Annotated in this window: 20 protein-coding genes; 9 read left to right on the forward strand and 11 right to left on the reverse strand. The window is 42.3% G+C overall.

What is annotated here, in order from left to right:
* Nucleotides 1-35 precede the first annotated feature (35 nt).
* The 5 genes from VIM89_RS19970 to VIM89_RS19990 all read right to left on the reverse strand — a co-directional run bounded on the left by VIM89_RS19970 (nt 36) and on the right by VIM89_RS19990 (nt 11080).
* Complete coding sequence (locus tag VIM89_RS19970) at nt 36-1385, reverse strand: vanadium-dependent haloperoxidase (protein WP_488157951.1); 1350 nt, start codon at nt 1383-1385, stop codon at nt 36-38.
* Nucleotides 1382-4690: a VCBS repeat-containing protein gene (locus VIM89_RS19975; RefSeq protein ID WP_488157952.1), complete on the reverse strand. Its 3309-nt coding sequence runs from the start codon at nt 4688-4690 to the stop codon at nt 1382-1384. Before VIM89_RS19975 ends, VIM89_RS19970 begins: the two co-directional genes overlap by 4 nt.
* Nucleotides 4691-4810: 120 nt before the next feature.
* A complete protein-coding gene (locus tag VIM89_RS19980) occupies nt 4811-6415 on the reverse strand; it encodes a SusD/RagB family nutrient-binding outer membrane lipoprotein (RefSeq protein ID WP_488157953.1) in 1605 nt (534 codons plus the stop codon).
* Between the two features lie 5 nt (nt 6416-6420).
* The gene (locus VIM89_RS19985) at nt 6421-9759 is read right to left on the reverse strand and encodes a SusC/RagA family TonB-linked outer membrane protein (protein WP_488157954.1); all 3339 of its coding nucleotides are present in this window, start codon (nt 9757-9759) and stop codon (nt 6421-6423) included.
* 247 nt (nt 9760-10006) lie between these two features.
* A complete protein-coding gene (locus VIM89_RS19990; RefSeq protein WP_488157955.1) occupies nt 10007-11080 on the reverse strand; it encodes a FecR family protein in 1074 nt (357 codons plus the stop codon).
* A gap of 205 nt (nt 11081-11285) precedes the next feature.
* Here VIM89_RS19990 and VIM89_RS19995 point away from each other — a divergent pair, with 205 nt between their 5' ends.
* The 4 genes from VIM89_RS19995 to VIM89_RS20010 all read left to right on the forward strand — a co-directional run bounded on the left by VIM89_RS19995 (nt 11286) and on the right by VIM89_RS20010 (nt 14943).
* Nucleotides 11286-11846 (forward strand): RNA polymerase sigma factor, encoded by a 561-nt coding sequence (locus VIM89_RS19995; protein WP_488157956.1) that lies wholly within the window; start codon nt 11286-11288, stop codon nt 11844-11846.
* Nucleotides 11846-12649 carry a zf-HC2 domain-containing protein gene (locus VIM89_RS20000; protein WP_488157957.1) on the forward strand — a complete coding sequence of 268 codons (804 nt, stop codon included), beginning with the start codon at nt 11846-11848 and terminating at the stop codon, nt 12647-12649. Before VIM89_RS19995 ends, VIM89_RS20000 begins: the two co-directional genes overlap by 1 nt.
* A 5-nt stretch (nt 12650-12654) precedes the next feature.
* On the forward strand, nt 12655-13362 hold the full coding sequence (locus VIM89_RS20005; protein WP_488157958.1) for a DUF4097 family beta strand repeat-containing protein: 708 nt from the start codon (nt 12655-12657) through the stop codon (nt 13360-13362).
* Between the two features lie 87 nt (nt 13363-13449).
* On the forward strand, nt 13450-14943 hold the full coding sequence (locus tag VIM89_RS20010; RefSeq protein ID WP_488157959.1) for a S41 family peptidase: 1494 nt from the start codon (nt 13450-13452) through the stop codon (nt 14941-14943).
* A 52-nt stretch (nt 14944-14995) separates the two neighbouring features.
* Here the strand turns inward: VIM89_RS20010 and VIM89_RS20015 are convergent, their stop codons facing one another.
* The 5 genes from VIM89_RS20015 to VIM89_RS20035 form a co-directional block, all read right to left on the reverse strand.
* Nucleotides 14996-15937: a response regulator transcription factor gene (locus VIM89_RS20015; protein ID WP_488157960.1), complete on the reverse strand. Its 942-nt coding sequence runs from the start codon at nt 15935-15937 to the stop codon at nt 14996-14998.
* The gene (locus VIM89_RS20020; RefSeq protein WP_488157961.1) at nt 15934-16317 is read right to left on the reverse strand and encodes a hypothetical protein; all 384 of its coding nucleotides are present in this window, start codon (nt 16315-16317) and stop codon (nt 15934-15936) included. The genes VIM89_RS20015 and VIM89_RS20020 overlap by 4 nt, the downstream gene beginning before the upstream one ends.
* Before the next feature lie 138 nt (nt 16318-16455).
* A complete protein-coding gene (locus VIM89_RS20025) occupies nt 16456-17037 on the reverse strand; it encodes a carboxymuconolactone decarboxylase family protein (protein WP_488157962.1) in 582 nt (193 codons plus the stop codon).
* Nucleotides 17027-17347, reverse strand: coding sequence for a hypothetical protein (locus VIM89_RS20030; protein ID WP_488157963.1), 321 nt, complete (start codon nt 17345-17347; stop codon nt 17027-17029). Before VIM89_RS20030 ends, VIM89_RS20025 begins: the two co-directional genes overlap by 11 nt.
* A gap of 109 nt (nt 17348-17456) precedes the next feature.
* Nucleotides 17457-18068, reverse strand: coding sequence for an RNA polymerase sigma-70 factor (locus VIM89_RS20035; protein WP_488157964.1), 612 nt, complete (start codon nt 18066-18068; stop codon nt 17457-17459).
* 195 nt (nt 18069-18263) lie between these two features.
* On the opposite strand from VIM89_RS20035, the gene VIM89_RS20040 reads away from it, so the two are divergent.
* From VIM89_RS20040 to VIM89_RS20050, 3 genes are read left to right on the forward strand one after another with little or no spacing between them, the layout of a single operon-like run.
* Nucleotides 18264-19706 carry an alpha-L-fucosidase gene (locus VIM89_RS20040; protein ID WP_488157965.1) on the forward strand — a complete coding sequence of 481 codons (1443 nt, stop codon included), beginning with the start codon at nt 18264-18266 and terminating at the stop codon, nt 19704-19706.
* A 58-nt stretch (nt 19707-19764) separates the two neighbouring features.
* Complete coding sequence (locus VIM89_RS20045; RefSeq protein WP_488157966.1) at nt 19765-22026, forward strand: GH92 family glycosyl hydrolase; 2262 nt, start codon at nt 19765-19767, stop codon at nt 22024-22026.
* Nucleotides 22027-22052: 26 nt separating this feature from the next.
* Nucleotides 22053-23624 carry an FG-GAP repeat domain-containing protein gene (locus VIM89_RS20050; protein WP_488157967.1) on the forward strand — a complete coding sequence of 524 codons (1572 nt, stop codon included), beginning with the start codon at nt 22053-22055 and terminating at the stop codon, nt 23622-23624.
* 225 nt (nt 23625-23849) lie between these two features.
* Here VIM89_RS20050 and VIM89_RS20055 read toward each other — a convergent pair whose 3' ends face one another.
* Complete coding sequence (locus tag VIM89_RS20055; RefSeq protein WP_488157968.1) at nt 23850-24773, reverse strand: helix-turn-helix domain-containing protein; 924 nt, start codon at nt 24771-24773, stop codon at nt 23850-23852.
* 106 nt (nt 24774-24879) lie between these two features.
* Between VIM89_RS20055 and VIM89_RS20060 the strand changes: the two genes are divergently transcribed.
* Together VIM89_RS20060 and VIM89_RS20065 are read left to right on the forward strand one after the other, a co-directional pair.
* Complete coding sequence (locus tag VIM89_RS20060; RefSeq protein WP_488157969.1) at nt 24880-25620, forward strand: SDR family oxidoreductase; 741 nt, start codon at nt 24880-24882, stop codon at nt 25618-25620.
* Between the two features lie 98 nt (nt 25621-25718).
* Nucleotides 25719-26471 (forward strand): SDR family oxidoreductase, encoded by a 753-nt coding sequence (locus VIM89_RS20065; protein WP_488157970.1) that lies wholly within the window; start codon nt 25719-25721, stop codon nt 26469-26471.
* The last annotated feature ends 69 nt before the right edge of the window (nt 26472-26540 follow it).

The following is a 26540-nucleotide window of genomic DNA, read 5'->3' on the forward strand; positions in this document are numbered from 1 at the left end:
GTTTAGATATATCTTACGATTTATTGAGCTATTTCTTAATTATGCTGAACCGGCAAAATACCTGCCTTTTTAATTTTAGCTACTACATACTCTCCGAGCTTATCCCCTTCTGTAACACCACTATTTACACTCTCCATATAATGTATACCACCATAAAATCGTGACAGTGCTGCCTGGGCCGACGCATCAGCAAAAGATTTGAATGACCTTTCACTGCTTCCAAAAGGGATTTCTGTAACATCTGTGTAAGCAAAATTATCACCTATTAAATAAGTTAATAATTGAGCAGATGCTGTTGAGATAACAGAGTGCGCACTGGTATATTCCGGGAAAGGCGGCGTTTGCAAAATAGGCTGCCATTTTATATCTATATACCTGTTAATGTATGTTTCCGGACGAATACGATTGCTGCGATACTTCTCGTCCCAACTGCTGATAAAAGCGTCCATCAGCGTACAGCCTTCAAGTGTCAACACAACTACGGTTTGGTCAAAGCTAACATGTGCTTGTTTACACACTAATCCGGCTATATTCATCCAGTGTCCTCCCGGACTGATCTTTTTAAAGCCTATTGCCATATGGCCCGATGTGGTAATAGCAAATGGATTACAGTCCCAAAAAAGTGCGTTGTTAATCTGCTCAGTTGTTAAATGTTTGGATGCCTCATAAACATCCTTTGCATGTTTGTAAAATGCTGACGCTGTATCCTTACTAAATGGTGTAAGTGTTGCCGGTTTGAATTGGGATGATGAGTCAATTAAAACAGTTTTTATAGTTTTCCAATTCGGTTCAACAGCTTCAAAGTACCCCGGAGGCGTTGGGTACCAATAGGCATCACCCTTTAGTGGCGTGTATCTTCTAAGTGTACTGAGTTTATTATAGTGATCCGTCTTTGAAAAATTAACAATGTCAACTGTTGCTAACTTTGCTGCTGTTATTGAATTATCGATCACATCTTTTTTAATCCCGGTTTTTTTTAAAAGTTCTACAAAATTGTCTTCGTCGTCTTTAAGCATAAATCCTGAAGGAAGCAATTGCCTGGCGGTCTCCATTATGCTGTAATAGGCAGCTATCCGGTAATCATATTTTAAGTTTGCCGTGTCCAATCCCCTGTCTGGTGTGTAGTTATTTATCAAACTTCGCAATGCCGGTATGTTCTTATTGTGAGCTTTAACTATGTTGTACGCTCCGAGCATGCAGTAAGCATAATAACGTGCTGCCACCGGTGGACTGGTAACATCGTGTATCATTACCATCGTTACTGCAAATATCGCATGATCTGGTTGTAAATAATCAGGGTAAGCATCCGTGTTCTTTTGAGCGGAACCTGGTAAGGTTATTAAAGTGCACAATAAAATCAGTAAGTATTTGTAGCAGATTTTCATTCTTTGTAAAATTGTAGGGGGCTGTCGCTTAAACCGATAATCAAATAGGGAATATTATTAATTTTTGTTTCAATAGCTGACTTTACGTCACCGATAATTGAAAGGCCTGATGCAGACTGATCGACATATTTAAAGCCGCCTTTTCCGTCGCCTTTCAGCAAGCAGCCATAATTAGCATCAAAGCTGCCCAGCTTGAGCCTGTTGTCTGAGTGGTTGCCTAGCAGCAAGATATCTGTAGCTCCATCATGATCAAAATCGCCTGTCAATATCTGGCTCACGACTGAAAATTGTGCTTGAATTGGCAACGGCGCAGCTTTAAACTTTCCATGCTGGTTGATGTAAAGCATGGTCTTGGTTTCATTAACAGTCAAATGCTGAGCTTTTGCCAGGTCTGCCGGACTTAAAATATCGGCCATCGTTGCATCTGCATAAGCAGCATAAGAGCTGAATTTCCGGCGCATCGGGTATATCTGTTCATTCAATTCATCACGGCTTACAAATGAGTAGCTCTTTCCTTGTACATAGAAATTCAGGAATGGGTCGATGGAACCATTATTATCAACGTCAAGCGCATACATTTCGGCCGGTTCTTTTACTGATGTGTGAATTTGTGAATTCAGGCCAAGATTACCCGCTATCAGATCAGGCTCGCCATCTCCGTTTACATCGGCAAATGTCAATGAGAACCAAAATCCATTTTGAGGCGCATCAAAGTAGTCTGACGTTTTATCTTTAAACCCTTCAGGAGTATTGATCCATACCGAAATCGGCATAAATTCACCGCATATCACCAGGTCTTTGCGGCCGTCTTTATTCAGATCGATCCATTGCGCGTCAGTTACCATGCCTATTTTGTCAAAAGGTATTTTGGTTTCGGTGAACTTACCTTTACCATCATTTATCAACAGAAAACTTTCTGGAGTGGCCGGATATTGACCAGGTATTACCCTACCTCCTACAAAAAGATCGATATCGCCATCACCATCAAAATCGCATGGTCGAACAACTGATTTACTGTTTGCATTAAGGATGTGCAAAGCACCAGGCGCTAGCACAAAGTTGCCTTTGCCATTATTTAAATACAATTCATCCTGCAGGTCAAGTGTATGAGGTTCGTAAAGGGCGTATCCACCTTTGGCAACATACAGATCAGGGAAGCCATCGCCATTGGCATCAAAGAAAACCGCAGCAGCGGTTGTGCCCATGTTGGCATCGCTTCCTCTATCAAGCTTTGAAATGATGTATTTGCCACCCGGTTGTTGCAAGTATACCTTACCCACATTATCCTGATCTCCGCTGATGAACAGATCCTCCAAACCATCATGATTTACATCAGCCTTAGCTATAACCGGCGCTGTTTTCGAATACATAAACATCATCAGCAACTGGCGCTTGAAATCATTCAGGGTTACTACCTCTGGTTTGTAATCGATGATCGGATCACTGTGTTTAAATATCGGATTAACCGGTTTAGCAACTTCAGCATAAGGTTTTGATGTGCCCGGATAATCAACAGTCAATAATTGGTTGCCCTTAACTGAAGTTAATACCTTGGATGTCTGATCAGGCCAAATCACACGTACTGAATCCACGGTCTTATTATCACCCAAACCGAAATTTAAAGTTGTAGACATGCATGACAAATAACCACGTGTTGGGTAAACCTCCTGATACTGCACATGGCCTGCAGCATATACAAATACTTTCGATCCAATAGCCTGAGTATTCTTGCCTGTACCTTTTACTTTGACAGCGAGATAATTGGTATTATCATTCTCGCGGCTCATGTTTTGATAGATGAAAGCTGGTTCATTGATGTTATTAATAACCAGGTCCAAATCACCATCATTATCCAGGTCGACATACACCGCGCCGCTTGATACTGTCGCCTCATCTAATCCCCATTCCTTTTGTTTGTTCGCGAAAGTCAGGTCATGGTTATTGCGGAAGATATAATTAGGAACCTTGGTTGACGGCATGGCCTTTATCAGGTCCATCAACAAAAATGGTTCACGGGCCATGGCTTTTTTAATTTTATAATCGCCCCAGTAACGCATAAAGTCTTTGTTGGTGTAATCCCTCAAATAACCGTTACTTACAAAAATGTCCTTATACCCATCGTTATCAAAGTCGGCCATTAATGGGCACCAGCTCCAGTCGGTATTGGATACTCCTGCGAGTTGCGCAATCTCGCTAAAAGTACCGTCGCCATTATTGACCTGCAGCATATTGCGCATATATTGTTTATACAACCCTTGATTTTGCATCAGCTCAAAGGATTCGTAGTTTTCTTCTAGTTGTAGTGATTTCTGACGGTGATTATCTTCCGGGAGCATGTCTAAAGTCATTACATCCGGCAGGCCGTCATTATTAAAGTCGGCAATATCTACCCCCATCGAAAAGTGGGAAAGATGCCTGAATAATTGTTCCGATTTTTCGGTAAATGTGCCGTTATGATTATTGATATAAACATAATCGGGCTCGTTGTAATCGTTAGTAACGTAAATATCGGGCCAGCCGTCTTTATTGATATCGGCAATGGCCACACCTAATCCAAAAGTCAGCGGATTTTGAATAATGCCTGCTGTTTTTGAAACATCCGTAAAATGCCCGTTGTCATTACGGAAAAGTTTATTGCTTGCCAATTCATCAGTTACGTTCTGATATTTGGCAAATTCCATGTTATCGATTTTCTTGACACTATGATTCAGCAGGAACATGTCCAGATCGCCGTCATTGTCATAATCAAAGAAAACCGCTTGTGTGCTATATCCCGGATCATCTAATCCGTATTCTTTAGCCTCTTCTTTAAACTTGTTATTTCCCTGGTTGATAAATAATTGGTTTCTGCGGATATCCCCGTCAATTTTACCGGAATAGCAGATATAGATATCAATCAAACCGTCGCCATTAACGTCAGCCATGGTCACACCGGTTTTCCAGCCATTTGGCCGTCCGGCCAATTCCGGAGAAGCTTCTTTGGTGATATCCTTAAACTTCATGTGACCCAGGTTCAGGTACAGCTTGTTTTCGCCCATGTTACTGGTGAAAAACAGATCGGGCAAACCATCATTGTTGATATCCCCTACTGCAACACCGCCGCCATTATAGAAATATTCGTAAGCCAGCACATTCTGCGACTCCGATTCATTAATATCATTCCTGAACTTGACGTTGGTTTCTTTGGATGATAAGAGCTTAAATAATGGTTGCTGGGCAAATGCAGTATAGGAAGTAATACTGATGACAAAAACGGTTAAAATTATTTTAAAGTAACCGGGGGTAAAAGTTTCGAATCCGCGCATTCCTGAATCAAAAAAGGGTAATATGGAGACTGTAAAAAACTTTTTGAATTTAGTTTTTACAATACTAATAAACGAACAAAGAGACATTTACTGTCTCTTTGTTCGTTATAAAAATGAGTTTTATTTATCCCACCAAACGCGGGTTTCAAATTTGTCCGGACCCTGGTCGGCAATTGCTGCAGCATAGCCTGCAGAATTTGTACCAACCAAAGATTGCGGATATTCAATTCTTCTTGGAATACTTCCATTAGTAAACTGACCTGGATAAACTACCGGAGCGAGAGCGGGATAGCCCGAACGTTTCCAGTTGTTCCATGCTTCGTTAAAATTAAAGCTGGTACAAGTTTCAACAAAATACTCCATATTGATCTGCTGCAAAGCTGTAGCCTGTGTTGCTGAAAGCGGGTGTGCGGCCACATAGGTTGCAATTGCTGCCGGATCAACCACTGCCTGCGGAGTGGCGTTCAACTGGGCAAGCTCTTGCATGTCGGCTGCTAATGCATTGGCATAATGTGTAGCAGCTGTACCTGTGTTCCATCCCCTTGCAGCGGCCTCAGCAAATAGCAATTCGGTCTCACCATAAGTTATCAGCATGTTGTTACGGTTAAGATCTACGTAAACAGCAAATCTTGGCCTTGAATATTTACCCAGCGCAGCTGGCGCGTCACCACTTGTTGCCGGATCAGCAGGCGTAGCGCCAGGGTAACCGGGTGCATGTGATATGTCGGTCGCGCCGCCATCTAAATCGTAGCCATTTGGCATACCAACTTGCAAAGAAGCAGTATTGTTACCAGGGGCGTAAACACCATTGGCAGTTAAACCGGTTCCTGATGAAATTTCTGCAACAGCGGGAATTCTAGGGTCGTTGTTTGACTGCATAAAGCTGATCAACGTATTAGACCAACGTACTTGTTGCCAGTCAGGAACGTTGTTTTTCAGCGTTTGTGCATCAGAATTAGGATTACCATTAGTAGCGTCAGTAGTTGCTTTAGCATCGTCATCTACGCTTGACATGGCGCCACCGGCATAAGCCATCTCAGCATATTTCTGAGCGGTAGCTGGGTCGGCTTTAGTTAAACGCATTGCACACCTTAACATTAAAGAGTACCCTAATTTTTTCCATTGGGCTACATTGCCGCCGTAGAAAAGGTCTGACGTTGGCCCACCTTTTGTTAAATCAAGGTTAGTTACAGCTGTTTCCAACTGGCTCAGCATACTGCTATAAATTGCTTGCGTTTTATCAAACTGAGGTGCAAATACACCTGTCTTCGCCTGATATGCCTGAGAATATGGACAATCGCCATACGCATCGGTTACACGCTGCTGAAACATTACCAGCAAAATAGTGCCGCAATTATCCAGGTTTTTGTAAGCATCATTGCCTTTGATCAGGTTTTTCATTTCATAAATCAAAGTACCGGCCTGGTAGCATTGGTTCCAGGTTTCTGGTAAATAACTACCAAAGCTACCGCCAATTACATATTTATCGCCGTTGGAGTAATAGCCTTCGGTACTTGCTAATCCCTGTACCCAGCAGCTTTGGAATAAAAGCTGATCATAACCAGAATTACCGAACTGCACCTGGGCCTGCGATACCAAAAAGTTGGGGTTTAGTAACGGTCCGGTAGTCTGATTCGGGTCTGTATTTATTTTATCAAAATTCTTGGTACAGCCCGCAAAAAGAGCACCAACTAACAGGGAGCTATATATAAGTCTTTTTTTCATGTCTGTTAATTTTTAAATTTAAAGTTTACACTAAACCCATAAGTCCTGGTTGCAGGCAAACTGGTTCCTTCGATCCCAGCGTAACCTACGTTTGGTGAAAAACCGGATTCAGGGTCAATGTTATCACTGCGTTTCATAATTGTCCAAAGGTTACGGCCGATCAGCGAAACATTGATACCGCTGAATGGTGTGCCCGACAAAAGCGTTCTAGGTATATTGTATCCGAAGCTTACCTGGCGCAATTTGATGAAACTTCCATCTAACACATCCAGAGCTGATACATTTTTAGCGAGCGCCTGATAGTAAGTCTGAGCCGGAACTACTGCAGTATTAGGTGCTCCAGAAGCAGTTACGCCTTGTCCGGTTACCCCGGTTTCGCGGCCAGCAAGTGTCATCATGTTTTCGCCACGGAATATGCTGTAATAAGCTGTTGATGACAATATCTTATTACCATAACGGTAGTCGATGAGGAATGACAGGTTGAATCCTTTAAAGTTGAAGCTGTTATTAAAACCGCCATATACTTTTGGCACTGTGCTACCCATTGGTTTTTGAGGACCTTGTTGCGGCAAGCCACTTGCATCGTATATGATCTGACCAGCTGAATTGCGCAGGTAGTCGCTCGCCATGATCTGAGGGCCCGGTAAACCTACAACAAATGCCAGGTTAGCACCATTCAGTGGTCGGTCTGTTCCTAATACTGTATTGGTGTTATTAGCATCTGTAGAGATTATCTTATTCTTTACATAAGTAAAGTTAAATGATGGGGTCCAGCTAAAATCACTGGTCTTAACCGGAGTGCCGTGCAGTTCAATTTCAATACCTCTGTTTTGAGTTGAACCGGTAGGCACATAACGGCCGTTATAACCAGTTGACCAGTCCAGTGTTCCCAGCGCAATCTCGTTATGTGTTCTGCGAGAGAAGAATGCAGCGTCGAACCCAAACCTGTCACCCCAGAATTTCATCTCAGCACCTGCTTCGAATTCATCTAAAGTATAAGGTTTTAGAAACAAGTTAGGTAATGTAGAACTGAAACCAGCTGCAGGAACTCCATTAATAGGACTATTAATGCTATAGTAAACCGCGTCGCGATAAACACCACCTGCATCACCACTTGTTTGCGCATAAGACAGGCGGATCTTACCAAAATCAACACCATTCATATGGTAAAGATCAGTAAAGATGAAACTACCTGAAACCGAAGGAGAGAATATACCGCGGTTATTGCTTGGTAAAGTGCTATAGGTATCGTAGCGGCCGGTTGTACTCAGCACAAGAAAATCCTTGATAGAAAAATCAGCAGTATAGTATGCAGAATTTGTTTGCAATGGTCCTGCACCGTCTGAGTTGCCGGTTAATGGACGGCCATGCATCGACGATAAGTTTGTTAAACTATAAAAATAAGGAACGATAAAATTACTGCCATTACCATCAATACGGGTACCTTCATAGTCGCTTTTGCGGATGTTACCACCCACTGATAAATCCAAACCCAGTAAATCTTTTATCAGGCTGTGTTTTGCGCCAATCAATACGTCAGTATTTTGTTCTTTTCTCTGGTCATTGATTTGATCCATTGTACCGGCTGCATTATATCCCGTTCCGGTAGGTGTAATGTCTATTCTTTGATCATTTATATAATCATAACCTAAACGGGCCTGGGCATACAACCAATCGGTGAAATTATACTTAGCTGATAACGAAGTAATTAACCTGTTACGATCTGTATTACTTACAAATTTATATGCAGCAAAATAAGGGTTGGTTACATAGTTATCATTGGTAAACTGTGTTTCCAATCCATTTGCACCGTAGCCAGGAGCCAAAATCTTCTGATCTTCGTTTGGAGCCAGGAATAATACGTTGTTAGGGTCACCAGGACCGTCACTTAAGCTTGGTTTATTCTTTTCCGCATCAATAATGTATTGTGCAGCTATATTAATTTCCAGCTTCTTGGTAACCTGCTCATTTGCGGTCAAATTAAAGCTCTTCCTGTCCAGACCACTATTAGGAACAATGGAAGCATTGTTGATATCAGACAATGACAAACGGTATGAACCTGTTTCGTTACCGCCGGTAAATGCTACTGTATTAGTATAAGTATGGCCTGTATTATAGAATGACAAAATATTATTAGGGACGGCAGAGTACGGATACATTTTGCCATCAAACTGTATAACCTGCGATCCGTCTAACTTAGCGCCCCAGGCTAAACTACCTGAGTTCATTGCATCATTTGCATTCACAGGTTTAGCACCGTTTATACCTTGTCCATATACCTGTTGAAAATCAAGATTATCTTGAACGTGGTCCATCTGATAGTTGGTAGTGTACTCAACACCAAAAGCAGAGTTCTTTTTTCCTGCTTTGGTTGTGATCAGGATAACACCGTTTGCTGCACGGGAACCGTATAGCGCCGATGCTGACTGACCTTTTAGTACAGTCATCGATTCGATATCATCCGGGTTAAGGTTTGAAATACCGTCACCATAATCTGCACCGCCCCATTCGCTGGAAGCACCTCTTTGTGAGTTGTCCATAGGCACACCATTAATAACGAACAAAGGAGAGCTAGATTGGCTGCCTTGTGAGGTAACACCACGTAATTGGATACGTACAGATGATCCTGGACCACCGCTGGTATTGCTTATCTGCAAACCGGCTACGCGTCCTTCTAATGAAGAGGCTACGTTTGTTTCCTTTACTTTGCTAAAATCATCGCCACCTACAGTAGTCACTGAATAACCCAGTTTCCTTTCGTCTTTTTTGATACCCAAAGCGGTAACAACAACCTCGTTTAGGCTTTTGCTTGAGCTTTGCATAGTAATGTTGATAGACGATTTACCAGCTACAGGTATTTCCTGTGTTTCATATCCGATAAATGAAACTACCAGCACAGCATCATCCGCCACATTGATGGAGAAACCACCATTCATGTCAGAAACAGTACCTGTGCCCGCACCTTTTACCTTGATAGATACACCAGGCAAAGGCAGACCTTTTTCATCCACTACCTTACCGGTAACTACCTTGTTTACGACAACGTCGTTTTTACCTGTAATTACGATCAGGTTGTTATCTAATTGAGTGTAGGTAAAATCGGTGTTAGCCAGTAACTGATCCAGCACTGTTGTAACATTTTCGTTTTGAACGTTGATTGAAACGTTTTTTGCCGGGATTTTACGTTCACTAAATACAAAGTGGTAATTGGTTTGCTTTTGAATGGCCGTAATAACTTTCTTAAAGTCAGCCGATTTTAAATTGATGCTAACTTTTTGCTGCGAATAAACATTAGCTAATGCCTGCAGATTGAAAATTGCCAAAAATAGTATGATTAACTTCATTATCAATATGGACTTGATTAGCCGATATCTATTTCTTACACCCCGAAGGTGTCTAAAATATTTCATATTTTTACTTATTAAAGGTGAATGATACAATTGCTAAATTCTGTTCCAGAGAAAGTAGCATTGAATTAATTAACGGATGTTCATCTTTTTTCGGGAGTTACTTTTAGCGGTGATTCCCGTTTTTTTTGGTTGGTGAGTAAGTTTTTTTCAATCCATAAGCATTTTTAGTTGTTAATTAGGGTTAATAAATGGATACCGTTTCGTTATTATACTTGTAATTAAATGGTTCTATCATCTTCAGCGCATTTAGTGCCTCGATGATATTTTCTTTCACGAAGACTCCCGTAAAATGGTAAGCTTTTGTGTCTGAATTCTTAAATTTAATTTTTATGCCATACCATCTTTCCATTTGGTTGGCCAGGTCGCTGAAAGCTTCATCCTTGAAAACAAGCTCGTTGTTTACCCATGAAGTTTCAACTATTGTTGTGTCGTTTGATCGGAGGTGTGTTAGGTTTGTAAGTGCGTAATTGGTACTGTTTTCCTCGGCAGCGGGCAGAGTATTAGCGCGAGGTTTATCAAAAGTTTTATTATTCAAAACTAATTTCTCATTTGGTTTCAGTATGATCCTGTCGGATGGGCGGTCAGACAGTGTTACTTCGATGGCACCCCTTATCAGGGTTGTTTCCATATTCTTATCATTTGCATACGACTTCACATTAAAAGAAGTACCGAGTACTTTGATGTTCATTTTACCCGCATGCACTATGAAAGGGTGCGTGTGGTCTTTGGTCACATTAAAAAATGCCTCGCCATTAAGATAAACTTCCCTGGTGGGACCAGAAAAAGAAGCAGGGTAGCGTAATACAGTTTCAGAATTTAAAGTGACAACCGAACCGTCGCTCAGGTAGATTTTTGACTTTGTACGGCTTGGGGTTTTAGTGATGGCAATATTACCCTCATTATTTATTCCGGACGGATGATGCGCATAACCATAATAGGCAAATACGGATATCCCTAATATCAGCACTGCGGCAAGACTACGCCAGAAAAATGGGAATCTCCTGATCCAGCTTTTCCTTGAATCCGTGTCATCAAAATCTTCAGGAATTGTAATTCTGTTTTTTATGCGCTGAAACAACTGTTCTTCATTGGATGACTTTTCCTCGTCCTGTGCCCAGTAAGTTTTGAAGAAATTATATTGCTGAAGACATTCCTCATCATTGATCAGCATATAATTCAATTCAGCTAATTCGCTTTCATCTATCTCATCTGAAAGCTTTTTAGTAAGTAACTGAATAAATCTATCGTTGACCATCAGGCTTGTGAAATTGTCGGTTAAAAGCAAGGACAACGTTTTTTCACAAATTGCCTACAAGCCCGAAAAAAATATTTTAATTTTTTTTGAGATATCTCTTTGATGACGCATCATTCCACTTTTAAAAATTTTTAAATTTCCTGTAACAGAATTTTTTGTTCCCGGTCTTCAGTGCTGTAAAGCAAAAAACAAATAAATAACCTGCTTGGATATACTTTCGGATGAGGTATTAATGCTGCTGGTAAAAGCCGGCGATGTGGAAAGGATGGGTTTGCTCTTCGAGCGGCACCACAGAGCTTTGTTTGCATTTTTATTTCACCTGACGCAGCGGCGCGAGGCCAGCGAGGATATGGTACAGACAGTGTTTTACCGGATGCTGAAATACAGGAACTCATTTGCAGAAGGAAGCAATTTTAGCGGGTGGATGTATCATATAGCACGGAATGTGCTAAAGGATCAGAAATTTGGCTCGGACGGCAAGTATGATCCGATCAGTGCGCACGAAGAAAGGATTTCGGGCGGTGCTTTGGCAGATGAAGAGTTGGAAAAAACGCAATCGCACCAGCAATTATATAAAGCAATGGAGTTATTGAGCTCGGATGATCGGGAAATCCTGATACTAAACCGTATGAAGGAATTAAAATATTCGGAGATCAGTATGATCATGGGCATCACGGAGGGTGCGGCCAGGATCAGGGTATTCCGGGCGGTAGAGGAACTAAAAAAGATATTTATTAAAAAAGGGATCAAAAGCGGGAATGAGTAATGAAATGCGAAGACTATAAGCAATGGTTACCGGATTGGCACATGGGCCGATTGGGTAATGCCGAAAAAGAGGAACTGGAACAACACTTGAACAGTTGTGACATTTGCAGGGAGGCATTGGCAGCAACCGCACTGGTTTTGGATAACATCAGCGGCCTGCCCGATCCGACACCGTCCGCTCAGATGGCAGTAAACTTTCGTGGAATGCTGGATGATTTTAAAGCAGCAGAAAAACAACCCGCTGCAACCAATGATTTTTGGAGCCGGTTGAAGCGATCCTGGGCTTCACAGCCACGTTTTCCGCTGGCTTATTGCTTGATGATCCTGCTAATCTTCGATTGCATGGTTTACTGGTTCAGCCGGAACAGTGAGCAGGAAAAAGAGGTGCAGGAACTGCATGCCCAGGTGCATGAGTTGAAGCAAACAATGATGCTGGCCATGCTGGACAACCCCTTAGCTTCGGAAAGACTTAAGGCGGTCAATTATACAGGCGAAATGAAACGGGTAGATCATAACGTGATCGTCGCTTTGCTGGCTACCCTGAACAATGACCCGAATGATAATGTCCGGCTCAGCACATTGGAAGCATTGGCCCGTCTGGCCAATAATCCAGAGGTGAGAACAGGACTGATACAAAGCATCACTAAGCAGGATTCACCGATCATCCAGTTAGCTATCGCAGATGTGATGCTGAAATTGCAGGTAAAGGGTTCCATCAGCGCCTTTAAGCAATTGTTGAAACAAAAGGGGTTGGACGAAAATGTACGTGACAAGGTTAAAGAAACGATAACTAAACTGATTTGATCAATATGAAGGTAGCGCTTTTAGCACTGATCTCAATTTTGAGTTGTTTCCGGCTTATGGCGCAGGACGGCAGGCAGCTTGTTGTACATTTAAGCGAGTCCGGCAAACCGTTTACACTGAATGTCAACATCAGCAGGGCCGCGATTAAAGTAACCGGTTATGAGGGTAAAGATGTCGTTGTTAATGTAGGAAAAGACGAAAGTAATGGCAAAGAAAGCCTTGATGTCACCACTCATGAAAAAAATAACGAAGTAACCGTAGAAGGGCCAAACAGGAAAGCAATTAAATTAGACATCAAAGTGCCAAAAACAGCGGGCATTTTCAAACTGAGCTCAGTCAACGGCGGTACCATTATAGTCGACGATGTAACCGGTAACCTGGAGTTGCAGAACAAAAGCGGTGGTATCAGCGCTTTGAATATCTCCGGTTCAATCATTGCCGGTACACTTAGTGGGCGGATCACCGTATCTTTTAATAAGATTGATCCGGGAGTACCGATGGCCTTTAGTACCATAAGCGGTGCTATTGATATCACATTCCCGGCAAACTTGAAAGCCAATTTGAAGATTAAGTCTGATCATGGAAAGGTGTACAGTGCTTTTCCCGTGACGGGTGATCCGGCAGACTGGCTTTATGGCAAAGCCGGGGGCGGCGGGCCGGAGATGTTGATCAAAATCACTACCGGCAACGTCCATATCTATAAAAGGGAATAAACCCTAAAACGCTTTAAATTTTAACAAGCCTCAATTATCACCACAAGTCTGGCATGCAACTCTTTTGCTTAAAAACAACCACACATCATGAATACACTCAAAAAAATTACGCTGACGCTCCTCCTGCTGCAAAAGGCTTTTTGCGGCAATTGCCAAAACGAAACCGGGCATCCTGAACCATTAAAATACACCCCGAAACAATTACAGGAAGATTATTCCATCTTCAGAAAAACTTTGGAGACAATTTACCCAAGTCTTTATCGATTTACCGACAGCTTGATTATGACCAAATATTTGGATGATAATTTCAAATCATTAGATCATCCTGAGTCTGAAATTGAATTTTACAAACTCATCGACTTAACTTGTGCAAGAATTAACGATGAGCACCTGATCCCGCAGCCATCGAAAGCCTATTATCATTCACTCCAAAACACGCATCATTATCTCCCCTTTTCGTTAAAAATTATTGACCGGAGATTTTATGTGCTCAAAACCGCGCAAACAAATGGTCCTATTCCTATCGGGTCGGAGATCCTTTCTATAAATGGGAGATCGGTTGAAGAGATTTTAAACCTTCTATTGCCCACCATCCCTTCTGATGGATACCAGCAAACCTTTAATATTCGTCATTTGGAAGATTATAGTATGACCGAAGAAGACAATCTTTTCGATTTGAATTACCCGATTTTTATAGAAGATACAGCTTCTTATAGGATAGAATTTATAGATAAAGACGATAAATCGACAAAGAAAATAGCAACGGTTGCTGGTCTTGATTTTAGATCGTACAAGAACTTTTTCTATAGCAGAAATAAATTGGTGGCGCCATTAGAATTTAAATACATTAAAAAGGATATTGCTTATTTGCGCATCTCATCCTTTCTAGGGTGGCACCGAAAGCGTTTTAAACAAGACTTTTATAAATTATACGATAGCATTTTTAGAGAATTAAATGTAAAACATACTAAAAACTTGATCCTGGATCTGAGAAATAACGAAGGCGGAGATGGAACGGGCGAAAAACTGCTGACTTATCTGTTAATAAAGCCCTATAAACTTTATGAATCTGCCGAACTCAAATTTGTAAGATATCCTCCCGTCATGGATTATCTGGAAGACGACAAACAAGATTTGTTTTTTGCTGATTCACTGGTCAATCGGACAAATACCGGGCTGTACCAGTTTAAAAAAGCATATATGCCGCTGCCTGGCGGAGAACAGCAACCGGATAGCAATCATTACCAGTGGAATCTGTATGTGCTGATTAATGGCGCATCAGGCTCTATGGCATCAGTAGTTGCAAGCTTTTTGAAAGGAAATGGACGGGGTGTATTTATTGGCGAGGAAAGCGGCGGAGCAATGGAGGGCGCCACTGCATTTTATGGAGCCAACTTAGTTTTACCCAATACCAAAATAAGGGTCGGAGTAGGTCTATTAAAAACAACGAGAGCCGTTTCTTTTACTAAAGGGCGTGGCGTTTTTCCCGACTATGAGGTAACTCCTAAAATTGATGATCTTTTAAAGGGCGCCGATACAGAATTAAACTTCACATTTGGTTTAATTCAATCAAAGAAATAAAAGTAACGCGCCCGGCATCAGTGTCAGGCGCGTACCAAATTGATTGAAACTGTCAATTTTTTTCAGGCTTATCAATTATGTCTTTATACCGATCAAGATCCTTCCGGTTGTTTACCCCGAGCTTTGCGTAAATGTTATTCACATGCGTTTTAACAGTACTCAATTCGATGCTGAGTGCCAATGCTACTTCTTTGTTGGATTTGCCTGATAAAATAAGACCGACTATATCCATTTCCCGCTGACTCAATTCACGCCAAAGTTTTAAGATGGCTTGTCTTTTATAAAAACGGTATCCGTATAGAGACAATAGTGCAACAAGCAAAATCCCACCCATCAGGTATAGCTTCCAATAATCTGCCGTCTTGTATTCCTGAAAAATATGGGTACCGTAAGCATTATGCTGATCATAACGGGCAAGGATATTGCGCACTTTCTCTTTTTGCCCGTCATTAAGTCCTGAAGCGTGACTAATAGCCAGCAAACCCACCAGTTGCGAAGTTGATCTGTCAGCTATGGAAATAAACGAATTATTGCCTGCTGTATCGTCATCTGCCAGCTTAAGCAAAGCATTTAGTTCAGAATTAGCCATACTCCCGCTAATATCCGATTGATGGATGGGCAAGCCTGATTTCTTCTCAAAATTGATTTGATCACCCTGCTTTGCAATAAAGAACACATGGTTTACATCCCGGCTGCCGATGATGAGTGTTGAGGCGGGGTCACCTTTCCGGATAAAATGCAGGCGATATAAGGCCTCATCCTTAATTGCAGGGAAATTGACTGAAAAGTTCCCGGCTATATCTATATCGCCTTCTGCTATGATCAGGGCTCTTGAAGCCGTGAACATACAGTCGAAACCGGGCATGCGGCTTATATAAAACTTACGTGCCCAGTTGGTATCGAGGCTTACCCTGCCGGATAGCCTTGCTTGCTGGCAATAACCGTACGCCGGAACAATCAGCAACAATACCAGAAATAGTTTGTAGCGTCTCAAGGTTTTATCTCTTCAACTTGATAACTGATTTTTCCTGTAGCATTCTCGGCCTTAATGTTGAACTTCCAGGTGCCAAATACTTTGGGCTTTACATCGTCGCCCATTTCGCCCTTGGATGCCTCATGACCACCGCCTGGTTTACTGGTACCTATTGTAAATCCTGTGACCTTTTTGTCGTTAGGATCAGTTAAGGATACCGTAACCGCACCTACGGACACGTACACTTTTACAAAATACTTAACCGATTGGGTTCCGGCTGCCACTTCAAAAGGGATACTCCGGGTAAAGGTGCTATCCTTCAGATCGATTGAACCTTTAACTACCTGGGCCCTCGCCTGCATCGCCCCGAAAGCCAGTAAAAGAAATAATAACTTTTTCATGTTTCCTAAATTTCCGGTAAAGTTTTGAAATACAATGAACAGGAAACGAATTTTGCCGGGTGGATAATGGGTGGAGCGGGGATGGATTTGTGGAAAGAGCGAATTTAATAGCACTAAAGCCCAAATCAACCTAATCAATCATGCATAACCTCTTTTTAAAAGATATTTGGCACCGGCTTCAAAAGCATCATCAGATGGCACATTGAACCCAAAGGCATCAGCCAGGCGGTTTGTAATATTAAATGCAAAGCAAATAGCCAGCGCATCCTCTATCTGTTCGGCATTAACACCAGCGGCAATAACTGTCCGGATATCATCAGCATTTATTTTATGCTCACGAGTAAGTTTACCCAGCATGACGAGTGTTGCACGCAGCCCAGGCACTATTTGCGCATTTTCTATATCATTTAATACATCGTCTACTTTTGCACGATCATGATAAGCACCGGCAGATACCGCTGAATGCGCTTTTATACAAAAACTACATTCATTAATGCGGGACACGTAAGCAGCCATCAGCTCCCTGTCGCCGACGGACCATGAAGATGGGCCCCGCATTGCGCGCTGTGTAAATTGCTTGGCTGGATTACCATAAAAATCGGGACGATAAAAGACTAGTTTGGCTGCATCAGGCAAGGGATAGCCTGAAAACAATTTAATGACGCCAAATAGTAGCTTAGTGCCAAATTTATAGCCGGTATTTAAAATTTCAAGACGCATGCCGACCTCCCTCCCTTACAACTTCAGCCAGTGCCGACAACCCACTTTCATATTGCCGGGACGCCTGCCCAACCGCCCCGCAGATGATCAATTCAAATAACTGATCTTCTGTTACACCTGCTTCCTTTGCAGCAGCGATATCGCGATCTGTGATTTTGTATGCCTCATGTGCTACCTTTTCAATTAAGGAATTCAATGGTTGCGGCAATCCTGAATTGTTAAATGCCTGTTGCCGCTGCTGTAAGGTACTTTTACCTGTTCCGGTTAGGATGCGATCTATCAGTTGTTGGTAAAGTTGTTTGAAATCCATAAGTTATACTTTTCAAAGTTGCAGCGTTGGTGGCCACTGTATATCTAAGATAACTAAATGTACAAAAATTACAGCATCATGAGGTAAATGAGTGACAGCAAAGAAAAGACTATAACAAACCCATTAATGGCGTGGTTGCCGAAGGGTTAGCAATAGATTTAGATGATAACTGGTGTTCTGATAAAATTGTGCTCAGCTTTTTGATGGCCCTGAACAATTGGGTTTGTACAGTACGCGGTGAAATATTTAATATCTCTGCTACTTCTTTATATTTCATCCCGTCTTCTTTTATCAGCTTAAATACGATGCAGGCTTGTTGAGGTAATTTTGCGATGGCCTGGTCGAGCAGAAAATGCAATTCTTTACGCTCCATCTCCTTTTCAGGATCGTATGTATTTACGAACTCAACCTTATCAGATGATTCGATCTGAACCAGGTGAATGTTCGAATACTTTTTAACGTAGTTTAAAGATTGATTCTTAACACAGACGAATAAATAAGTTTCGGGGTTAACAATTTCGGTTAAACCCTTCCTTCCTTCCCAGCACTTTACGAAGACGTCAGACACTATCTCCTCTGCGGCTTCCTTCTGATGTACATATAAAATACAGAACTTTATCAGCCGGTTGTTTAGACCATAGAAGAGTGCTTCGAATGACCTTAGGTCATCGTTGAAACATATTTGCTGCCATAAACCTGTAGTATCGGTTCTTTGTTTCAAATTGGTCTTACAGTTAAGTTACTATCACAATAATACGATTAAACTTAGAAATTCATAGTAAAAATTAATATTTTTTTAATAAGTAGGTAAACTTCTTAAAAAATTAAACAATGTGAGCAAATTATTAATGTTTATTGTCATTGCTATCAGAAGTTCACTGATTTAAGCTAATTTCAAATACTAAATTACCAAAAAATGAAAAGATATCCTACCCTATTGGTCACCCTGTTTATTACACTAAGTCGCCTTTTTGCGCAGGAACATCAGATGTCAAAAAGCTATATACCTCCTGATGATCCGCTGGTGAAAGATAAACTGGCCAATTGGCAGGATTTAAAATTTGGCCTATTTATGCACTGGGGTACTTACAGCCAGTGGGGCGTAGTTGAAAGCTGGAGCATATGCCCGGAAGATGAAGGCTGGACACAGCGTCGCGGACCTTACAGCGCAAGCTACAATACCTATAAAACAGCTTATGAAAATTTGCAGACCACTTTCAACCCAACCAAATTCAATCCTGAAAAATGGGTGCAGGCTGCAAAAAACGCAGGGATGAAATATGTGATATTTACCACAAAACATCACGACGGCTTTTGCATGTTTGATACCAAACAGACCGATTATAAAATAACCAGCACAAAAACACCTTTCTCTTCCAACCCAAGAGCCAATGTTGCTAAAGAGATATTCAATGCTTTCAGGAAAGAGAACTTTATGATTGGCGCTTACTTTTCTAAGCCGGACTGGCATACTGAATATTACTGGTGGCCATACTTTCCGCCAAAGGACCGCAATGTAAACTACGATCCGGCGAAATATCCTGAACGCTGGCAGAAATTCAAAGACTTTACCTATAACCAGATCGGTGAATTAATGAGTGATTACGGCCGAATGGATATTTTATGGCTGGATGGCGGCTGGGTAAGGCCAAAAAGTACCATTGATAAAAGCGTTGACTGGCAACGGGGCATCACTTATGACCAGGACATCGATATGCCGAAAATCGCAGCCATGGCCCGCGAAAAGCAACCGGGTTTGATTGTGGTTGACCGCACAGTTGCAGGTAAATATGAAAACTATACCACGCCTGAACAGCAGGTACCTAATGAACCTTTGGACCATCCATGGGAAAGCTGCATCACCATGGGCAACTCCTGGAGCTATGTTCCGGGCGATCATTATAAATCCGCCGACCAGATAGTATCCCTATTAGTAAAGATCGTTTCCCGTGGTGGTAATTTATTAATGAACATCGGCCCAGGCCCTGACGGTGACTGGGATCCGGTAGCTTATGAAAGATTGGAGCAAATTGGCGCCTGGATGAAAATAAACGGCGAGGGCATATATAATACTACCTCGGTAGCCCCTTATTCTGAAGGCAACACTTTTTATACCAAGCTGAAGAACTCAAATACAATTTATGCTTTCGTCCTGGCTGATAAGGGCTCAGTGACATTGCCTGCAAAAGCTAATTTTCATTTAAAGGTTGATGGCAAGGTAAAAAAGATCAGCCTGCTTGGCGTTGATAAAAAGTTAAAATGGGCGCAGTACGGTGACAGCATTAATGTAATTATCCCGCAAAACTTACAAACCAATAGCGGGTTAAATCACGCTGCTGCGTTTAAAATTCAATATTAATATAATATATATACACTAAATAACAAGCCGGGATCAATCCCGGCAATATTCATTACCAATGCTTAAATACTTCGCTACTGCTTTCTGCGTAATTTTTTCATGCCAGGTTTTTGCCCAGGCCAAACATACTGCATCAAAAACTTCAACCGATTATACCCGTTATGTTGACCCATATATTGGCACAGGCTTTCACGGCCATGTGTTTGTTGGCGCTAATGTTCCGTTTGGAGCCGTTCAATTGGGACCGACCAACTTGTCAAAAGGTTGGGATTGGTGCTCAGGTTATCATATTTCGGATTCAACCATCATCGGTTTTCAGCATACGCACTTAAGCGGAACAGGCATTGGCGACCTGGGCGACTTTTTATTTATGCCGACAACCGGCACTATCCATTCCATGAAAGGTTCATTAAAAGATCCGCAGGATGGATATTTCTCTTTATTTGACCGCAAGGATGAAGTAGTAAAACCGGGTTATTACGCAGTAAAACTCAAACGCTACGGCATCAACGTCAAGCTTACAGCGTCTAACCGTGTTGGCTTTCATGAATACACCTACCCTGCTTCCAAAGAATCGCACATTATGATCGATCTGCAGGAAGGTATAGCAGATATTGCAACGGAGACCTACATTAAGCAGGTAAATAAATATACTATTGAAGGTTACCGCTTTTCAAGAGGATGGGCAAGGGATCAGCGTATTTACTTCGCCGCTGTAATATCCAAGCCGATTGAGCAATTTGCTGTTTACGATACTACCGAACTAAAGAATGGAGTAATGCTGAAAGGTAAAAACGTAAAAGGCATTATCACCTTTGCCACTAAAGCCGGAGAAAAAGTATTTGTAAAAGTGGGCATATCACCGGTAAGTTCTGCAAATGCATTACTCAACATCAACACAGAAATACCTGACTGGAACTTTGCCAAAGTAGTTTCTGCCGCGCATAACGCCTGGAACGCTGAGCTATCCAAAATACAGATCAAAGCTGACTCGCTTTCCCAATACAAAAAGTTCTATACGGCCATGTATCATACCATGATCGCCCCTTCAACATTTAACGATGTGAACGGCGATTATTGGGGCACCGATAAGAAAGTGCATAATGATAAGTCGTTTACTAATCTTACTACATTTTCCTTATGGGATACTTATCGCGCTGCTAACCCCCTGTATACTATTATTCAGCCTGAGCGCGAAAAGAATATCATCAATACCATGCTGACCATCTATAAACAGCAGGGTCGTTTGCCGGTATGGCACCTGATGGCTAATGAAACCAATACCATGGTGGGCAACAGCGCTGTACCTGTAATAGTTGATGCTTACCTCAAAGGGTTTAAAGGCTTTGATGCCAACCTGGCTTACGAGGCTGTGAAGATTACCCAGATGCAAGACATCAGGGGATTGAAATATGTAAAAAGGCAAGGCTTTATCCCTGCTGACAGTACTGTTGAATCGGTAGCTATGGGGCTGGAGTACGCCATTAATGATTGGTGCATTGCCCGCATGGCTTTAAAAATGGGCAAACAGGAAGATTACACCTACTTCAGCAAAAGGGCAAAATACTATCAGAATTATTTTGATAAACAAACCGGCTTTATGCGCGGAAAGGTATCAGCAACGGAATGGCGCACGCCGTTCAGCCCGTTTGTATCGCGCCATGAAAAGGATGATTATACCGAAGGCAACGCATGGCAATATACCTGGCTGGTACCTGAAGATGTGGAGGGACTGATAAAGTTGCAAGGCGGAGAAGCGGGTTTTATCAAAAAGCTGGACTCATTATTTATCGTTAAAGGCGATCTTGGTAAAGAAGCTTCGCCGGATATTTCAGGACTGATAGGTCAGTACGCACATGGCAACGAACCAAGCCATCATATCGCTTACTTATACACCTTCGCCGGTCAACCATGGAAAACACAAGAGAAAGTACGCCAAATATTAACTGATTTTTATACTACCAAACCTGATGGTATTATTGGGAACGAGGATGTGGGCCAGATGTCGGCGTGGTATGTATTATCAGCATTAGGGATTTACCAGGTTAACCCGGCTAACGGCATGTATGTTTTTGGCAGTCCTGTTATAAATGATGCTGTGATAAAGCTGCCCGGAGGTAAGAATTTCCATATTATTGTGAAGAACAACAGCAGCACCAATAAGTATATCAACAATGTTACACTAAATAACACAACATATACCTACAATTACCTGTTACATGCGCAGCTGGCAAAAGGCGGGGAATTAGTGATCACGATGACGAATAAGCCAAGTGACTTTGGTACTGCACCTGCTGACAGGCCGAAGTCTATTTATTGAGACATCAATAATTAAGATATTTTTATATGAAATACAGGTATTTAAGCCTGGTATTTGTTGCTGCATTGACTATAGCGGTAAGCCTTAACTCGTTCACAACAAAAGCACCTGCAACTAAGAAAACCAAAGATGAGGATGGCAAAACCTTATTCGGAGCTTATTGTTCCATTTGCCACATGAAGCCGGACCCGGCCAGCCTTACCAAAGTAGTATGGCGGGACCATGTTTTACCCGTGATGGCCAGCCGGATGGGCATCATCTATCCCGGCTATGACCCGCTAAGGGGATTATCACCTGAAGAAAGAGAGATCGTAAACAAAAATCACATCATCCCTGATAAACCCTACATGAGTGATGAGGACTGGAGCAAGATCGTTAAATATATTCTGGAGAATGCCCCCGACAGCATTCCATTGGATGAAAAACGCCTGACGCGAAACAGCCCCCTGACGCAGTTCGTACGGGAAGATGTTCAGATTGATGCTTCGGGGCGCCCGTCCCTTATTACCGGTTTGGGCTATGACAATAACACCAATACGCTATGGATAGGTGATTATTACAATAGTGTATATAACTGGAAATATCCAACAGGAGTTACCAAAACTATCAAATCGGCAAGCCCGGTGGTTGATTTCAATTTCTACAAAGGAGCAACCTACTTTACCGAAATCGGAAAACTATATCCTACCGAACTTAGCCTGGGATCATACAGTAAGTACAATGATACATCGGTATCGGCTGTATTGACTTCACTTCACCGCCCTGTAAATGCCCAAATTGAAGACCTGGATGGCGATGGTGTTCCGGAAATAGTGATGTGCAATTTCGGAAATAAGATTGGCACGCTGTCCCTGTTCAAAAAAGACAAATCCGGCAAATACAAGGAGCAGATTTTATTGAACCAGCCCGGCTCGCTTAAATGTTATATAAAAGACATGGATGGCGATGGTAAAAAAGACATCGTGGCCATGTTTGCCCAGGGCGACGAAAGCGTATATATCTTCTATCAAAAGGATAAATTTAAATTCAAAGAGAAAAGGGTTTTACGTTTCCCGCCAAACTACGGAACCACCGACATGGTGCTGGTTGATTACAACCACGACGGGCTGACCGATATCGTAACTGTACATGGCGATAATGCCGATTACTCGGATATTCTAAAACCATACCATGGCATCCGGCTGAACATCAACCAGGGCAATGGTGTGTTTAAGGAGAAGTTCTTCTACCCTATTTATGGTGTTACAAAAGTTTTGGCTGAGGACTTTGATAAAGACGGCGATATTGATTTTGTGGCAACCTCCTTTTTCCCGGATTTTGATAAACTTACCGATGAATCCTTTATTTACCTCGAGAATATCGACCAGAACAATTTCAAATTCAAGTCATACATCCTGAAAAGCGATATACCTGTAAAATCACTGGCGCTTGAGAAAGCTGACATTGATGGCGATGGCGATATGGATATCATAGCAGGAAACTTCGCTCAAAGCCCCGGACCGGAGCCGAAAGATCTCGATCAAAAATTAAAGCGTGCTAAGTTTGGATTGATCATCTTTAAGAACCAGCTTTATCAGCCTAAGAAAACCGGTAAGTAGCCTCCCGCCTTACACAGGTATTCTGAGGATCAAGAGGGTGTCATGCTGAGGCACTCGAAGCATGTGCGTGGGGCATCTTGAACTATGCATTAGCGTTTATGCATGGTGCAAAGGCCTTATCCACCATACTTCGAGTGCCTCAGCATGACACCCCACGCGATGTTTGTGGTAAAGAATTCATCTTCCGAACAGGTATCCGACCACAGGCTAAAATTATAAAAACCCTTACACATATTCTTTCTTAAACACCGCCGGTGATACCCCCGTATGTTTTTTAAAATAATTGCTGAAATGCGCCATTTCAGTAAAGCCTAAGCGATAGGCAATTTCTTTAATCGACAGATCGGAATGCTGTAGTAAAGATTTTGCTTCGGCTATAGTTTTCTCAGCTATCCAGGTGCCGATGGCCTTGCCGGTTTTGGTTTTGATCACATTGCTCAGGTAGTTGGGGTGGAGACTTTGCGCGTCGGCATATTCCTGAATGCGGTATACCTGGTCGGCTTTGCCGGAACTGATATCGCGGTAGTGCCTTTCCAGCAGTTGCTTAAACTTCTTGACAATCTGTGAGCTGCGGTTACCTTCATAGATCGGGTTATAATCCAGCCAGAAATATTCCTTGATCTTTAATAATAACACCACGAAAAGATTAGCGATCAGCCTGCTTCGGTAAGGCGAATGGCCGGTATATTCTTTATATATCTGCAGGTAGATGCGTTCAAACTCAGCAAATATTTCGGGGCTTACCACCCTTGCCGGGAATGTTTCTGCTAGCAAAAAAGGGAACTCATCAAAAATATCAGCGTGAACATTCGTTTTCAGGAAGGATTCATTTAGGGTGATCAGGTACACCTCATTGATGTTTGTCCATTGATACGAGCGGATATGCCCCGGATTGGTAAAATAAATGGTACCTGGTGTGGTTTCAAAGGTCTGATCATCGATGGTATACTGGGCGTTTCCATCTTTGCAAAAGATAAATACAAAGAAATTCAGACGCGCTGCCGATGAGCCGAATGGTCTTCCATCGCCTACATCTTTCAGATTAAAAACGGTAAAGTCGGTTTTCTCATCAATCAGATCGGTGGGTAAACCCAGGTTGCGGTACTGGTCATACAGGGTATTGAATATCTTAATGTTACCTTCTTTCATTCTTTATCCGGCGGTTCTTAGGATTATGCAAGTCATGCTTAGGATTTCGCAATTCCAGGGGTCGTTTTCTCCACAACTTTGTCTTGTCAATAAACATAAACAAAAAATGAAAACATTAGAAAACAAAGTTGCACTGGTAACCGGTGCCTCAAGAGGAATAGGAGCAGCAATAGCTTCTGAATTAGCAAAAAACGGCGCTGCCGTAGTTGTAAATTATGCAGGCGGCAAAGCTGCTGCCGATGAAACTGTAGCAGCCATTGTTGCAGCAGGCGGTAAAGCCATAGCCGTTCAGGGCGATGTGAGCAAATCAGAAGATGTTGCACATCTGTTCGACGAAGCCATCGCAGCATTTGGAAAAGTAGATATCCTGGTGAACAATGCCGGTATCATGATCACCAAGCTGATCAAAGACACTACTGATGAAGACTTCACCCACCAGTTCGACATCAACGTAAAGGGCACATTCAATACTCTCCGCGAAGCAGCAACCAAACTGGCCAACGGTGGCAGCGTGATCAACCTGTCATCAACTACCACTCGTCTGATGTTTCCTACTTATGCTACTTATGTGGCAACCAAAGGAGCGGTTGAACAACTGACCCGCGTTTTCGCAAAAGAAGTTGGCGCTAAAGGGATCAATGTAAACTCTATCTCTCCGGGCCCAACCAATACTGAACTTTTCACCACCGGCAAACCACAGGAAGTAATAGACCGCCTGGCTTCATTATCTGCCTTCAACAGACTTGGCGAACCACAGGACATTGCCAATGTAGTTGTATTCCTGGCAAGCGATGCTGCTAAATGGATCTCTGGTCAGAACGTTGGCTTGAACGGCGCTGTCGCCTAAGGCGAAGTCGGAAGTCGGAAGTCGGAAGTCGGAAGTCGGAAGTGTAAAAATAAATCTGTGTAATCATCAATAAAATCTGTGTAATCAAAAAAAAAATCATGAAAACGTTAGAAAATAAAGTAGCATTAATCACTGGTTCAGGTCGCGGATTAGGTAAAGCAATTGCCGAAAGATATGCCGCATTAGGTGCAAACCTGGTTTTGAACTATTCAAGAGACAAAGCATCTGCCGAAGAAGTATTGTCAAATGTAACTGCCATGGGCGTAAAAGCCATCCTGGTACAAGCTGACGTAAGCAAAGTAGCTGAAATTGAACGCCTGTTTAACGAAGGGTTGGCAGCATTCGGCAAAATCGATATCGTGGTAGCCAATGCCGGTATCGAAATGGTTGAAACTCCGGTTACTGCATTCACTGAAGAGCAATTCGACCGTGTGTTCACCATCAACACTAAAGGCACTTACTTCACCATGCAGCAGGCTGCAAAACATGTTCAGGATAATGGCAGGATCATTTATATCGCATCAAGCACCACCTCCTTCCCTGTACCCGGAATGGCAGTATATGGTGGCAGCAAAACCACTCCGCGATATTTGGTAAACATACTTTCGCAGGAAATTGGCCACCGCGGCGTAACTGTAAACTCTATCATTCCATTTGCAGTTGACCACTCCGGTATATTTGCTGATCCTGATGCATATCCCGATTTAAGAAAATCATTATTGGCAAGCAGTCCGATGGGCCGCCTGGCAGAAGTAGAAGATGTAGCCAATGTAGCTGAATTCTTCGCCAGCGATCTTTCTTCATTCGTTAATGGCCAGCACCTGCTAGTAAATGGCGGCGCTAATCAATGATTAATCACCTCAATCATTCTAACCCATCTCTAACAAAAAGCCCTCTGTATAAATTACAGAGGGCTTTTG

The sequence above is a fragment of the Mucilaginibacter sp. genome, from assembly GCF_036568825.1.
In the GTDB taxonomy this organism is placed as follows: Bacteria; Bacteroidota; Bacteroidia; order Sphingobacteriales; family Sphingobacteriaceae; genus Mucilaginibacter.